Here is a 14,957-nt window from a genome sequence, read left to right as displayed (position 1 = left end):
CGGATGAAGCTGAAGCAATGGGGAAGTCTTCTGTTGACCTGCATGTTGTCGGTATCGTTGACGGTGGGCTGCAGTTCGAAAGGTTCGGGAGGAACGGCTGAATCGGACTCCGCGGGTGAAGGGAAAACAGCGATTAATGAGACCGGGTTTCCGATTGTCAGTGACAAGATGACGGTGACCGGATTTGCCGGAAAGTTCTTTGCCAACGCGGACTGGAACAACATCAAGCTGTGGCAGGAATATGAGAAAATGACCAATATTCAGGTACAGTGGGACACGGTGCACAAGGACAACTTGGCGGAAAAACGGAATCTGCTGCTCGCCGGCGGCGATTATCCGGAAATGTTCTATGCTTCCGCATTCCCGAGGCCAGATCTGCTAAAATACGGCAAGCAGGGCGCTTTTATCCCGCTGAATGACCTGATTGATCAATATGCGCCGAATTTCAAGGCATTGATGGAGAAATATCCTGTCATCGAGAAGGGGATTACGATGCCGGACGGCAACATTTACGGGCTTCCGACGCTGTACGATCCGGAATTCCGGTCCGTGCTCTACGGAACGCCGTGGGTGAAGTCGGAGTGGCTGACAAAGCTTGGCCTTCAAGAGCCGCAGACGCTGGATGAATTCTACGATATGTTGAAAGCGTTTAAGGAGAAGGATCCGAACGGCAACGGCCAGAAGGATGAATATGCATGGGGCGGCGTGGGAACTACCGGTATCGTCAACTATTTGCGCGGTTCGTTCGGCCTCAATTATCACGGAACCTCGAACATTAACGTGGATACCGATCCGGCGAGCGGAAAGGTCCGGTTCATTCCGACGGATCCAAGATACAAGGAACTGCTTCAGTTCGTGAACAAGCTGTACAAGGACGGCCTGTTGGAGCAGGATATCATGTCCGTGAAGAGCACGGAGGTGGACGCCAAAGGCGTGGAAGGTCTTCTCGGCGTCGTTGATAATGTGGACCCGATCGCCATCTACAACCAAGAGGGTTATGTAGGGCTTCCGGTATTGAAGGGGCCGCACGGCGATCAGATGTTCAGCGCCACGGGCTCTCCGCTGGGGAACATTGGGATGTTTGTCCTGACCGATAAAGCGAAGAATCCGGCCGCGCTGATCCGCTGGATGGATTACTTCTACAGTGACGAGGGCATCCGCATGTTCTTCATGGGCTGGGAAGATGAAACGTATAAGGAAGATGCTGATGGCAATGTGGATTACGTGGACGAGATCAAGAACAATCCGGAGGGTCTCAATCTGGACCAGGCGGTAGGGCAGTATCTGATATGGCCTGGCGGATATTATCCGGGCTTCGTGAAGCAGAAGTATTTCAAGGGAGCAGAAGGACTGCCGACGTCCGTAGAGAATGCAAAAAAAGCCGAGCCGTACGTCATACCTCAAGACAAGGTCTGGCCGCCGTTTAACTTTACCGCCGATGAGCAGTCCGAGCTTACCGGTATCCAGACCGACATTAATACGTACGTGGATGAGATGCGGGATAAATTCATAGCTGGCAACGAGTCCTTTGATAACTGGGATCAATACGTAGCTAACCTGCAAAAGATGGGGTCGGAGCGCTATCTGGCCATTTACCAGTCCGCGGCTGATCGATATACCAAATAAAAGCGAGTAGCATAAAAGGAGCGACATGATATGACACAATTGAAAGCCATATTGATTGGGGCAGGCGCGCGCGGCGCCGGGGGGTATGCCCCCTATGCCCTGGATTATCCGCATGAGCTGACCTTCGTGGCCGTGGCCGAGGCCGATCCGGCGCGGCGAATCCGTTTTGCCGAGAAGCATGGAATTCCGCCGGAACGGTGTTATGAATCCTGGGAGCCGCTGCTGGCGGAGCCCTGCCTTGCCGATATCGCCGTCATCTGTACACAGGATCGCATGCACTATGGCCCAACCATGCAAGCTCTGGAGAAACAGTATCATGTGCTTCTGGAGAAACCAATGTCTCCGGAACCGAAGGAGTGTCTTGAGATGGAGCAGGCGGCCATTCGCAACAACCGGCTGCTGACCATATGCCATGTTCTGAGATATACCCCTTTTTGGAGTACCATCAAACGGGTGATTCAGGAAGGGACCATCGGTGAGGTGGCTTCGATCCAACTGAACGAGAATGTGGGATACTGGCATATCGCGCACAGCTTTGTGCGGGGGAATTGGAATAACTCCGACAAGGCAAGCCCGATGATACTGGCTAAATCCTGCCATGACATGGATGTGCTGTCGTGGCTGATGGACCGGCCGTGTACGCAGGTCACTTCGTTTGGCTCCCTGATGCATTTCCGGGAGGAGCAGGCTCCCGAAGGTTCGGCCGATCGGTGCCTCGATTGCCAGGTGGAACCAACCTGTCCGTATTCGGCACCGCGGTTTTACTTGAGCGACCAGTACAAGGGATGGGCGGGGCATTTCACCCAGGAGCTGACCAAGCCGAACATCATTCAAGGGCTTCGCGATACGGACTATGGCCGCTGCGTATATCGGAGCGATAACAATGTGGTCGATCATCAGGTCGTTAACATGGAGTTTGAGGGCGGTGCCACCGCGATGTTCAGCATGTGCGGATTCACGTATGAACAGGAGCGCAGAATTCAGATCATGGGCACCCGCGGCGAGCTTCGGGGAGAGGAAGGCAAGATTACGGTTTACGATTTCCTGACCGGACAGAAAACGGAGATCACGATTCCTTCGCAGTCCAGCGGGCATGGCGGGGGCGACAGCGGAATTGTGGCGAGCTTCCTGAAGGAGGTTCGGAGCTATAACGGGCAGGAGAGCCTGACGTCAGCTAGTGCCTCCGTGCGAAGCCACCTTATTGCGTTCGCGGCGGAGAAATCGAGGTTGAATCACGGCCAATCCATCAATTTGAACGAATATGCGCGGGAATTGATGGCGGAAGAAAACGCGGTGAAATAAATGAAATTACATTAAAAATGCATCATATGAAAAATTCACAATAGATACCAAGAAGAAACCGCCGATCTCGTGGATCCGCGGCTTCTTCTTTTTTATTTCACCTGATCAATGGACAGGCTGACTTTATAATTGCCGTACTTCAGAAGCTCTTCCAGAAAATCATTCAATTCCTTGGGTGAGCTGGCCCGTACTCTTAACCAATAACACCCTTCACCACTGACGCGATGGGTTTCGACAACCATGTCATGTGACTGAACAAAGGATACAAAGGCGGAATGAGCCGTGTTTAACACCATGAACATGGTAATAAACGCATGAACCGTCAGACCGATTTTGTCCGGATTCCAGCGCAGCGTAAAGCCTTCAATGACACCCAGATCCTGCAGCTTCCGAACACGGGCCCCGACGGCTTGACCTGTCAAATGTACCTGCTGTCCGATGGCTTTGTGAGATAGGCTCGCATCCTCCAGCAGGTGATGTAATATGCGAAGATCGACTTTGTCGAGTTCATGAGCGCTTGGCATGGTCATTTCCTTTCACGATGAAAGTGAGTTCCCCTAATTCCTTTCACGAAGCTGTAGGCGGGAATAATAGGGTTCTCTATAATGGGTTCAGAACCATATTAAATGAAACAAAGGGGAAATGAAAGTGAAACTTCAGCTTATACGTAATGCTACGTTAAGAATACAGTATGCCCATCTTGAACTGCTGGTCGATCCGATGTTTAGCAATGCCAAGGCGAACCCGCCGGTCATCAACACTGCGAATGACAGACGGAATCCGCTTGTGCCGCTGCCGTTCTCCATGCCTGACAAGCTCCGTCCGAACGCGGTGCTGGTCACGCACCTGCACCTGGATCACTGGGATCAAGCTGCTATGGATGTACTGCCAAAGACGACGCCGATTCTGTGTCAACCGGGGGACGAGGATACCTTGGCATCGCAAGGTTTTACGTCCGTGACGGCAGTCCAGGAAACCCTGGAATATGAAGGGGTTACGATAATCCGAACCGGCGGTCATCACGGTACGGGTGAGATCGGTCAGATGATGGGGCAGGTATCCGGTTTTATTTTGAAGGCAGAAGGACAGCCGACCCTGTATATAGCAGGCGATACCATCTGGTGTGATGAAGTGAAAGAAGTTTTGGATGCCCACAAGCCTGATATGACGGTGGTCAACGCCGGCGGTGCCCGGTTTCTCACGGGAGATCCGATCATCATGGATGAGGACGATGTGGTGGAACTGCTACGTTATGCTCCCCACACAAAGGCGGTTGCGGTCCATATGGAAGCCATCAACCACTGCCTTGTGACAAGAGAGGGGCTATCTGGCCGTCTGGCAGCGGAAGGTCTGCGCGCACAAATCGAAATTCCGCAGGATGGCGAATGGGTCGAATGGAAAGCGTAATACGCAACAGCTGGGCATAGCAGGGGGGGGCTGTCTCAAAAGATCTTAGATCTTGCGGGGGCCCCTTCTTGCTGTTAGAAGACGCTCCGTGTACGAATCGTTTCTCCCATCGCTGTTGCCCCCACATTTCTTGGAATGGTTCTGAGCAAGGGCGAAATGTGGGGGCAAAGGCGAGCGCTGACGCTTGTCCGAAACTGATTCGTCCTCTCCGCTACACCGTGCAGATTGCTTACTTTTAGACGCAAAGAAACCGTTCTTTGGTAAAATGGTGGTGCTAACCAAACCATGTACGAAAGGAACGGTTTCTTTTGTACATTCAATTACCATGGACCAACTCGATCTGCCAATGGATTTGTAGGAAGATATTCCTTAGGCACCATCTAGTTCGCGTCGTAATGAAGCCAATCAACCGTTTGGACGACCGAATTTTTGTGAGTGCCTATCCCGGCGGCGGTCGAGACAGCTACCATCCCAAGATGCTCACTAAAGTCATCGTCTACGCTTACACACAACGGATCTTCTCGTCAGATCGCCAAGGCCGTTCGCAAGAATGTTATGTTCATGTGGATTGCCGGGAGAATCTTCGAAGCGAGGAGGGTCATGCGTTGTCGGTTCGGCGAATGGTCGAGCCGGAAAGTGTGTTTGGGTAGATCAAAAACAACCGGGGATTCCGGCGCATTCTGCTTCGGGGCTTGCATAATGTGAGCCTGGAGGTCGGGTGGCTTTCGCTTGCCAAAATAATCCCCATTCCAACAGGAACGATATTTAATCCTGACATACTAGATGTCAGGATTTATGATTTATCATTCGATTCAGAAGTCAAAAAGTACGACACGCGAGGAGTGTTAACGATGAAACTCGACAGGCTGCTAGGCATTACGATGGAATTGTTGACCAAAAAAAGAGTGACGGCCACGACGCTTGCCGCCCGGTATGAAGTCTCGGTTCGTACGATCTACCGCGATGTGGACCTCATTAATCAGGCTGGAATCCCGGTTGCTTCCTATCCCGGTGCGGATGGCGGCTTTGAATTGATGAGCGGGTTCTATCTGACGAGGCAGCACTTCTCCGTTGATGACTTTTTGGCGATCTACAATCTTTTGAAGGGCATCGAAAGGACTGTGAAGGGGAGATACACCACCATCATGAAGAAGCTCGGAACCTTGCAGCCCGCCCTGTTGAACGGAGGATGTCATGAACAAATCCTATTCGATATGAGCACGTCGGAACATGAGCGGGCATGGGTACAGCCCATTCTAAATGCCATTGAACGCTCGAACCTGATGACCCTTCATTATACGAGCACATCCGGCAGCTGCTCGGAGCGGCAAGTGGAGCCGCTTCAGCTATACTGGGAACAAGGTGTGTGGTATTTGGAGGCTTACTGCTTGTTAAAGCAGGCAAAACGAATCTTCAGAGTATCGCGCATATCCAGTCTTGAAGTATCCACTGACACGTTCTTCCCAAGAGGTAACCTGGTTCGGGAGGATCAGGAGGTGGTGCCGGGTATACAGGCTCATCTTCGTTTCGATTCTTCCGCCGGACCGCGGGTGACCGAGCAATTTCCGGAGGCCTTCATCTCCGGCGAAGGACTTCTTGATGTCCAAGCCATTTTTTATACCAAAGCTTATGCGATCTCGGTGATCTTAAGCTACGGTTCCAAGGTGGAGATCATCTCCCCGCCGGAACTGAAAGAAGACCTGCTGCAGGAGCTGAAGGAAATACGTAAACGTTATGAATGATGAGTAATCCAAAAATATGAATCGTAAATCAACGATCAAGGAGGAAGTTCCATATGACCATTTTGGTAACAGGTGCTACAGGAACCGTTGGAAAGCACATCGTGCAGCAACTTGTTCAACAAGGTATAGAAGTAAGAGCGATCTCTCGCAATCCGCAGCAAGCGAAAGTACCGGAGGGCGTCAAGATGGTTGCCGGGAATCTCAATGACCCGGATAGCCTGATTCCCGCTCTGCAAGGCGTGACGGCCATGCATTTGATCATCTCCAGTGATGAGGCTTACGGGACCCTGCAGACAGATCCCCGGATTATCGAGCTTGCCGAGAAGGCAGGCGTAAAGCGGGTAACGGTATTGGTGGGCTATGAAGAAGGTCCTGTCGAAGCCGCCCTTCGAGACAGCAGGATGGAATGGACCTTGCTGAAGCCAGGCGAATTTATGGCAAATATTCTGGTGGATTGGCAGGAGTCGATCCGCACGGAGGGGGTTGTCCGCGAGCCGTTCGGCCATGCGCTGAGTGCGAGAATACATGAAGCCGATATCGCGAGGGTTGCCGTCGCCGCACTTCTTGAGGAAGGTCACCATGGACAAGAATATTTCCTTACGGGACCGGAAGCCCTCTCGCGAACAGAAGCGGTTCGGATGATAAGCGAGGTAACAGGCAAGGACATCCGTTTTGTCGAACTGACCGAGGAACAGGCGAGGGATAAATGGAGAGAGCAAGGCTATGACGAGGAATCGATTGAGTTTTTTGTGCAAATGGGAAAAAATCCGCCCGAGATCGGTTATACGGTATTGCCGACGGTGGAGGAAGTCACGGGGCGGCCGGCAGCCACGCTTGCTGATTGGGTCCGTGATCATCTGGACGATTTTTAAGAGTAAGCCAGCATGGCATTCTAGGGACAGATTTTTATAGGAAGAGGAGGAGCTGTGAAACTTGCCTTACGCCATTGAAACGAAGGAGCTTCGCAAATCTTACAACGGCATGGAGGTCGTTCGAGGAATCGATCTGCGAGTCGAACAAGGAGAGCTGTTTGCCTTGTTAGGTCCGAACGGCGCCGGAAAAACAACCACCATCCATATGTTATCCACCCTGGTTAAGCCGGATGGGGGGTTCGCAAGCGTGGCCGGATTTGACGTCGTAGGCAATGCCCGGAACGTTCGGAGAAAGATCAGCCTGACAGGCCAGTTTGCAGCACTGGATGAAGGACTTTCCGGTCTTCAGAATTTAATGTTGATTTCCAGGCTCTTCGGTTATTCGGCGAAAACGGTTCGATCCTTAAGCGAGGAGCTGATCGAATCCTTTGGACTCGGCGAAGCGAAGGACCGCGCGGTGCAGCATTATTCTGGCGGGATGCGGAGGCGGCTGGATATTGCCGCCAGCATCGTTACCGAGCCTGACGTTATATTTCTGGATGAGCCGACAACAGGCCTCGATCCGCAAAGCCGCAATCAAGTGTGGGAGGTGGTAAGGTCGCTTTTGAAGCGGGGAACCACCGTGCTGCTGACGACGCAATATCTGGAAGAAGCTGACCAGTTGGCGGACCGGATTGCCGTGATGGATAAAGGGAGTTTGATTGCGGAAGGGACACCCCGGCAACTTAAAGCTTCCGTTGGCAACAGAACGTTAACCATCCAATTCATCGAACCGACCGATCAGCACAAGCTCGGTACTTTGTTAAACGAGGAACACGCGCTGAACGTATTGCAGGACGATCATCCGTTGGTACATAAGATTCCGGTGAAGGATGCAAGTGCTGCGAATCAGGCCATTTGTACGCTGATGAAGAACGGATTCGCCATTGAATATTTCGCCTTAAGCGAACCGAGTCTGGACGAGGTCTTTCTGTCACTAACCCACGTGAAGTCGAAGGGGGGCACGTGATGAGTGTAAGCCATCATACAGCGAATAAGGACGGCGTGCTGCCTGTTCGCCAAGCTGACACCGATCCTCCCAATACCCTGACGGCAATTCGAATTTTTATGTGGAGAACCTGGCAGCATACCAAGCATAACGGATTTGGTCTGGTGATGGACGCGGTTCTGTCGCCGGTTCTGCTGCTGCTTATATTTAGTTACTTGTTCGGCGGCGCCATGGCCGGGACAACCGGGGCTTATATTCAATTCCTATTGCCCGGCATTCTGATCCTGACAGTCGTTCCCATGACGGTGTATAGCGGAACCACGATATGCTCAGATATTACCAAAGGGGTATACAATCGTTTTCGAACGCTGCCCTTTTGGCAGCCCGCTTCCGTGCTTGGTTCCATCCTGACGGATGGTTTACGCTATACGGTCGGCGTTATCGTTGCTCTGGGTACAGGGCTTGCGCTGGGTTTCCGCCCCGAGGGCAGCGTCATCCAAATTGTACTCGCCATTGCTTTCATCCTATTTTTTGCATTCAGCGTCAGCTGGATATTTGCGCTGATCGGCGTCGCGGCCAAACGGCCGGAGACGGTTTCGGGGTCCAGCATGATTGCGATATACCCGCTGCTGTTCGCCAGCAACATTCTGGTGGATTCGTCGACGATGCCAAAATGGACGGGCATTCTCATCGATCTGAATCCGATCAGTATGGCGGCAACCACCGTCAGGGGACTGATGAACGGCACGGCAACCCTACCTGTGATCATGACAGGAATCGGGGTCTGCGTGGTGATTATCACTATTTTCACCCCGCTTACACTGTATCTGTACCAGACAAAAAACGAGCGGTAATAGGCACAAAAAAACCAGGTTTGCATGAGCATGCAGCCTGGTTTTTCTCTATGTATCGTCATTATGGTTGATATAGATCGTATGGGTATTTTTGGACCCACGATAAATACACAATACTACAACGGAAAGTATAAGTCTATATTTTTTTCGGGAAACCCCTATACTTAGAGCTATTCTTTAGCATAGAGGGGGAACTTACGAATGCTGAATCCAAGCGAAAGCGCAGAGCGGGAGTATCTAGAGTTTGTATTAAAGGAGCTTCATCGAGCATCGGAGGAGTTAGAGGGGAAGGTGTCTGATTCGTACAAGGATATCATTGAAGCGAAGAAATATCTGTGGGTGAACATGGCCCAATTGGATGCGGCGGAACGAGCGGCCAACCGGGTTGATATTTCCTTATCGATTGATACGGGAGAGAAGACGGTGGCCAGGCTGCAAAAGATTCGCAAACTACTTGCCTCGCCGTATTTTGGCAGGGTGGATTTCCGAACGAATGAAACGATTGAAGAAGGTGTTTACTATATCGGCATCCATTCTTTCACGGACGGAGGGAGTCAGGAGCATTTCATCTATGATTGGCGCTCGCCGGTAGCAAGCTTGTTCTATGATTACAATGTCGGTCCTGCGTCGTATGAAGCGCCCATGGGCAGGATGCAAGGCGAAATTACCGTCAAAAGGCAGTACAAAATCAAAGACGGTCATATGGAATATATGATTGAGAGCGCCATGAACATCAATGACGATGTTCTGCAGAAGGAGCTCAGCAGCACGTCGGACGAGAAGATGAAGAATATTGTGGCTACCATCCAGCAGGAGCAAAATGCCATCATACGAAACGAAACCGCAAATGAGCTGATCATACAGGGGGCGGCAGGCTCAGGCAAAACCTCAGTGGCTCTGCATAGGGTAGCGTTTCTATTGTACCGCCATAAGGAGACCTTGACTTCCAGCAACGTGCTCATTATATCCCCCCATAAAGTGTTCTCCGATTATATATCCAACGTTCTGCCAGAGCTTGGCGAAGAGAAAATCATGGAGGTTACGATGGAGGAGCTTGCTGCCAAAGAGCTGGGTGGATTATGTCAGTTTCAGACCTTCTCCGAACAGGTGAACGAAATCGTGAGCACCCATGACGAGCAGGTCATTGAACGGATCCGGTATAAGGCCAGTATGCACTTCGTACACGAGCTGGAGGCTTATATGAAATATGCAGATGAGCAGTTCCTCCTGCCTGCGGATATTCAGCTGAAGGGCGTATATATTTTGGCTTCGGAGATCAGGGACATTTACCTTGGCATCATGACCATGCCGCTCAGGCAGCGCTTGGAGAAGACGGCCTCCATCCTGTCAGGTCGTGTTCGTACAAAGGATGGAGAGAGACTGACTGCGGCAGAAGCAAAAAAGGTCAAAACCGCGATCAAGAAAATGTTCAAATTTCAAAATGCACTCAGCATGTACAAGGAATTCTTCTCGTATAGGAACATACCGGACATGTTCGTCATGAAAGGAAGGAAAATGATCGAGTATGCAGACGTTTTTCCGCTGCTGTATCTCAAAATGTATTTGGAGGGAAGCACGTCATACGATATGGTGAAGCATCTGCTGGTCGATGAAATGCAGGATTATACACCCATTCAATATGCCGTGCTCTCCAGATGGTTTTCGTGCAAAAAAACGATTCTTGGGGACAGCAATCAGTCGGTCAACGTATATACGTCCACTTCACTGCATGACATCAAGGGCGTGTTTCCACATGCCGATACGATTGAGTTGTTAAAAAGCTATCGCTCCACGCTGGAGATTATGGGACTTGCGAAGCGGATCCATCCGGGCAGCACCATGATTCCCGTGGAGCGGCATGGAGAAGAACCACAGGTGATCCGGTGTCGTGACGCCCAGCAGGAACTGGAGTTCATACAAGATCTTAGCCGTCACTTTTTAGATTCCGGAATGCAGACGATGGGGATCCTATGCAAAACATCTTCACAGGCCCGGCAGGTGTATGAGTTCATCAGGGAGCTTAAGGGCAGCGTGAATCTGCTCGATTTTAGCAGCGACCGCTTTCAGGATGGGATTACGATCACCTTCGCCCATATGGCCAAGGGCCTGGAATTCGATCAAGTTATCGTTCCTTTTGCGGACGCCGAAAACTATCGTTCCGAGATGGATCGAAGCTTACTCTACATTGCTTGTACCCGGGCCATGCATAAGCTATCGCTGACCTATTCGGGCGAGCCGGCACCTTGGTTGGCCGTGTGAGCGTGAGCCGAAAATCAGGATAGCGTCATCCATGTCATCCATAGGAACACCTTTTTAAAAAAGTCGCGACCGAGGTTTGCGGCTTTTTTCTTTAGATGATTGGAGTGAAATTACATCGATTATTGTTACTCTAGTATGTCTAAATTTGAATAAATCATATGGCCGTTCAGGAAGGAGGACCGATTTATTTCTAGAACCTATTAATATGAGAGTATCACAGCAAACGTATGGAAGGAGGAAAACGTAACGGACTAATCAATCCAACAACGGGACAGGAAGTGATATAGGACATTGGACTCTCATCGAATACTCGGAGATTTTTTCAGGAAGACGTGGCCGTTTTATGTATTGTCGGTTTGCTGCCATTTGGTTGCTAACATCATTCACGTTAATTTCCCGAGGGTGCTGGGCAATTTCACGGATGAACTGAAGGATGGTTTATTGTCTGTCGACGGTATCGTGCAGTACAGTTGGACGCTGCTGGGCATCGGTGTCGGCTTTGCCATCATCGGCGGCATCGGCCAGTTTCTGGTGATGTACACGGGACGGTATTTCGAATTTATGAACCGGCGCCGATTGTTTGTCCACTTTACGGGGCTCAGCGAGCGATTTTATTCCAAGAATGGCGTTGGCAAGCTGCTAAGTTATTTCATGAATGACGTGACGACAGTAAGAGAAGCGATCTCGATGGGGATCAATCAGACGGCAAACTCCTCCATCCTTCTGGTCTCCACGATCGTCATGCTGCTAATAACGAACGTACCGCTGTATCTGGTGGCTGCGAGCATCGCTCCCTTGCTGCTGATTCCGGTAATTGTCGTTTGGCTCGGGCCGATTATCAGGAGAAGATCGCTGCAGGTTCAGGAAGCGCTGGGTTTGATGACGGAATCCGCAGAGGAGCAGTTTGGCGGGATCCGTGTCACCAAGAAGTTCGCGGTGGAAGACACGATGAAACGGCGCTTTGGGACGACGGTGGACCGCATCCGGGACAAGCAGCTGCGGCTGGTTCGCGTGTCATCGCTCTTTCAATCGATCATTCCGTTTCTGGGTGCCACCTCACTCATTATCGCCCTCTTATTCGGCGGTTACCTGACGATTCTGGGCCGCATTACGGTCGGAAACTTTGTCGCATTGACGCTTTACATTCGCATGCTGATGAATCCGCTGCAGCAGATCGGCAATGTCATTAATGTCGTTCAGCGCGCGAGAGCTTCGCTTGACCGATTGAACGACCTGCTTGGCAAGCAGGCCGACATTAAGGAACTGCCTGGCGCCAAGGCGCTGAATCAGGAGATTCCAGGCATCGAAGTGCGTGATTTATCCTTCTCCTATGATGATGTGAATGGTCAAGAGGAGGGGAATAGACAGGTTCTGCGCGGCATTCAATTGGATGTTCCGCCAGGATCGACGCTGGGCATCATTGGCCGAACGGGAAGCGGCAAGACTACGCTGATGAAGCTGCTGCTGCGCACCTACGATCCGCCTCCGGGGAAAGTGCTGATCGGGGGCGTGGATATTCGGAAACTTACATTAAAAAGCCTGCGCGAAGGGATTGCCTATGTTCCCCAGGACGGCTTCCTGTTCAGCTCGACCATCCGCGAGAATATTGCCTTCTATAAACGGGACACGGAGCCGGCTGTCGTTGAGGAAGCAGCGCGAAAAGCACGCGTATATGACAACATCGCGGAGTTTCCGGATAAGTTCGAAACCCGCTTAGGGGAGCGAGGCATTACGCTTTCCGGAGGACAGCGCCAACGGACAAGCCTTGCACGGGGAATGATTAAGGACGCACCTATCCTCATTCTGGATGATAGCGTAAGCGCCGTCGATGCGGTGACGGAGACCGAAATTATGGAGACGATTCGCGATATCCGCGCTGGGAAGACCACGATCATTATTGCCCACCGGATCAGTGCATTGAAACATGCCGATGAGATCATCGTCCTGGATCAGGGAGAGATTGTTCAGCGGGGTACGCATGAAGAACTGCTGTCGAAGGACGGACTGTACCGAACGCTGCATGACATTCAGGAAGAGGGGATGAAGCATCATGGCACAGGCCATTAACAATTGGCAGCTGGACCAGAAGGCGGATCTGAATGCCCCTCAGTCCAAGCCCAAATATATATCCACATTTCGTGCTTTATCGGGTTATATGAAGGAATATCGGCTGATCTTTGCCGGGTTTATCGGCTGCACCTTGATTGCCATATCGGCAGAGCTGCTGCAGCCGTACCTGATGAAAATCGCAATCGATGATAATCTGATGGTCGGCAAGAACGATTTTCGGAGCCTGATGGTCATTTGCGGCATTTATTTTTTGTTATCGCTGCTCAGTATGGTGTTCACCTATTTGCAAAATAATTTGCTGCAAAAGGCGGGGCAGAGCATTGTAGCGAGCATTCGCAAACGGCTGTTTGCCCATATATCCAAGCTGTCGATGTCTTATTTCGATAAAGTGCCGAGCGGCAGCTTGATTACGCACGTATCCAGTGATACCGAAGCGATCAATCAATTTTTTAACCAGGTGCTGCTCAGCCTGTTCCGCGACGGATTCACTTTGATCTTCATTCTGGTCTTAATGTTCCAGCTGGATGTCACGCTGACCTTATACTGCTTGATCCTGCTGCCGATCATTGCGGGGATCGCCATTGCGTTTCGGCGTTATATGCGCCACACCTATCAGATGGCCAGAACAAGGTTATCCCGGCTGGTGGCCTTTGTGGCGGAGAATCTCTCGGGGATGAACCTGATTCAAGTTTTCCATCAGCAGAAGGAGCAGGAGAAGCAGTTCGAGGAACGGAACGGCTCTTACTTCAAGGCCAACATTCGAGAGATCCGGACGAACGTGCTGTTTAACCGCTCCTACGAAATTTTGAACAACTTGGCGATTGCGTTCGTGACGTGGCTCGGTGGACAAGCCGTCCTGGGGACAACGCTGGAGTTCGGCGTGCTGTATGCCTTTATAACGTATATCCGTTTATTCTTCCAGCCGATCAACACGATCACCCAGCAGTGGAATACGCTGCAATCGGCAACCGTGGCGATTAACCGGATATGGGGCCTCCTGGCGATTCAGCCCGAGGTTACCGATCAACGCAAGCCGGTGACTATTGAGAAAGCAAAAGTTGAGGGACGCGTTGACTTTGACCGGATCACGTTCGGTTACGAAGGCGGGGCGCCGGTCATTCAGGACCTGGATCTCCATATCAAACCCGGAGAGATGATCGGGATCGTCGGAACTACCGGAGCGGGAAAAAGCTCGCTCATCAGTCTCCTGTGCCGTTTCTATGATGTGAACGAAGGAAGCATTCGGATTGATGGAATCGACATTAGGGAGCTGGCACAGTCCGATCTGCACCGGATGGTAGGCCTTGTTCAGCAGGAGCCGTATCTCTACTCCGGCACGGTACTGGACAATGTACGGTTGTTCGATGAGACCATCTCGAGAGAACGGGTGATCGAGGCTTGCCGCTTTATCGGTGCGGATTCGATCATCATGAGGATGAAGGAAGGCTATGATACCCGGTTGTCGGAGCGGGGCAGCGGCTTGTCCGCCGGTGAGCGGCAACTGATCTCCTTTGCCCGGATCATCGTGTTCCAGCCCAAGATTCTCATTCTTGACGAAGCAACCGCCAATCTGGACTCACACACGGAGCAGCTGATCCAGAACGCGCTGCAACTCGTGGCCGAGGGGCGAACGACCCTAGTCATTGCCCATCGCCTATCTACCATCATGGGGGCAGACCGGATTTTAGTCATGAGCAAAGGCCGGATCGTGGAGCAAGGCACGCATCAGGAACTGCTGGACTCCCATGGGTATTATGAAGAGCTGTATCTTCACTCCCAAGGACAGAAGCAGGAGCAGGAGGCTGCCGGTTCATTGTATCGGACAAGATAACAGCTA

11 protein-coding genes and 1 pseudogene are annotated in these 14,957 nt (G+C 51.5%); 11 read left to right on the top strand and 1 reads right to left on the bottom strand.

Annotated features, from left to right (window positions below; translation table 11 throughout):
* Positions 1 to 3: 3 nt before the first annotated feature.
* Positions 4 to 1,626, top strand: a complete 1,623-nt coding sequence (locus AB4124_RS01615; protein ID WP_076324173.1) for an extracellular solute-binding protein — start codon at positions 4 to 6, stop codon at positions 1,624 to 1,626.
* Between the two features lie 30 nt (positions 1,627 to 1,656).
* A complete protein-coding gene (locus tag AB4124_RS01610) occupies positions 1,657 to 2,928 on the top strand; it encodes a Gfo/Idh/MocA family protein (protein WP_213643757.1) in 1,272 nt (423 codons plus the stop codon).
* 92 nt (positions 2,929 to 3,020) lie between these two features.
* Here AB4124_RS01610 and AB4124_RS01605 read toward each other — a convergent pair whose 3' ends face one another.
* Complete coding sequence (locus AB4124_RS01605) at positions 3,021 to 3,452, bottom strand: Lrp/AsnC family transcriptional regulator (RefSeq protein ID WP_441970771.1); 432 nt, start codon at positions 3,450 to 3,452, stop codon at positions 3,021 to 3,023.
* 124 nt (positions 3,453 to 3,576) lie between these two features.
* Here AB4124_RS01605 and AB4124_RS01600 point away from each other — a divergent pair, with 124 nt between their 5' ends.
* From AB4124_RS01600 to AB4124_RS01560, 9 genes and pseudogenes are all read left to right on the top strand, one after another.
* Positions 3,577 to 4,335, top strand: coding sequence for an MBL fold metallo-hydrolase (locus AB4124_RS01600; RefSeq protein ID WP_379406276.1), 759 nt, complete (start codon positions 3,577 to 3,579; stop codon positions 4,333 to 4,335).
* Between the two features lie 364 nt (positions 4,336 to 4,699).
* A pseudogene (locus AB4124_RS01595) lies at positions 4,700 to 4,914 on the top strand (transposase); the annotation flags it as partial.
* Between the two features lie 272 nt (positions 4,915 to 5,186).
* Entirely contained in the window at positions 5,187 to 6,077 is an 891-nt protein-coding gene (locus tag AB4124_RS01590; protein ID WP_441970769.1) for a helix-turn-helix transcriptional regulator, read from the top strand.
* A gap of 53 nt (positions 6,078 to 6,130) precedes the next feature.
* Positions 6,131 to 6,949, top strand: a complete 819-nt coding sequence (locus tag AB4124_RS01585; protein WP_441970767.1) for an NAD(P)H-binding protein — start codon at positions 6,131 to 6,133, stop codon at positions 6,947 to 6,949.
* Positions 6,950 to 7,010: 61 nt separating this feature from the next.
* Positions 7,011 to 7,958 (top strand): ATP-binding cassette domain-containing protein, encoded by a 948-nt coding sequence (locus AB4124_RS01580; RefSeq protein ID WP_076324168.1) that lies wholly within the window; start codon positions 7,011 to 7,013, stop codon positions 7,956 to 7,958.
* A complete protein-coding gene (locus AB4124_RS01575; protein ID WP_441970764.1) occupies positions 7,958 to 8,791 on the top strand; it encodes an ABC transporter permease in 834 nt (277 codons plus the stop codon). Before AB4124_RS01580 ends, AB4124_RS01575 begins: the two co-directional genes overlap by 1 nt.
* A 201-nt stretch (positions 8,792 to 8,992) precedes the next feature.
* Positions 8,993 to 11,050, top strand: a complete 2,058-nt coding sequence (locus tag AB4124_RS01570) for a HelD family protein (RefSeq protein ID WP_441970762.1) — start codon at positions 8,993 to 8,995, stop codon at positions 11,048 to 11,050.
* Between the two features lie 291 nt (positions 11,051 to 11,341).
* Positions 11,342 to 13,117 carry an ABC transporter ATP-binding protein gene (locus AB4124_RS01565; RefSeq protein ID WP_379406283.1) on the top strand — a complete coding sequence of 592 codons (1,776 nt, stop codon included), beginning with the start codon at positions 11,342 to 11,344 and terminating at the stop codon, positions 13,115 to 13,117.
* Complete coding sequence (locus AB4124_RS01560; protein ID WP_339267025.1) at positions 13,101 to 14,951, top strand: ABC transporter ATP-binding protein; 1,851 nt, start codon at positions 13,101 to 13,103, stop codon at positions 14,949 to 14,951. The genes AB4124_RS01565 and AB4124_RS01560 overlap by 17 nt, the downstream gene beginning before the upstream one ends.
* The last annotated feature ends 6 nt before the right edge of the window (positions 14,952 to 14,957 follow it).

The organism is Paenibacillus sp. 2KB_20, from assembly GCF_052115765.1.
In the GTDB taxonomy this organism is placed as follows: Bacteria; Bacillota; Bacilli; order Paenibacillales; family Paenibacillaceae; genus Paenibacillus_AQ.
Note: the sequence above shows the minus strand (reverse complement) of the source record. Positions and strands in the feature narration are given on the sequence as shown.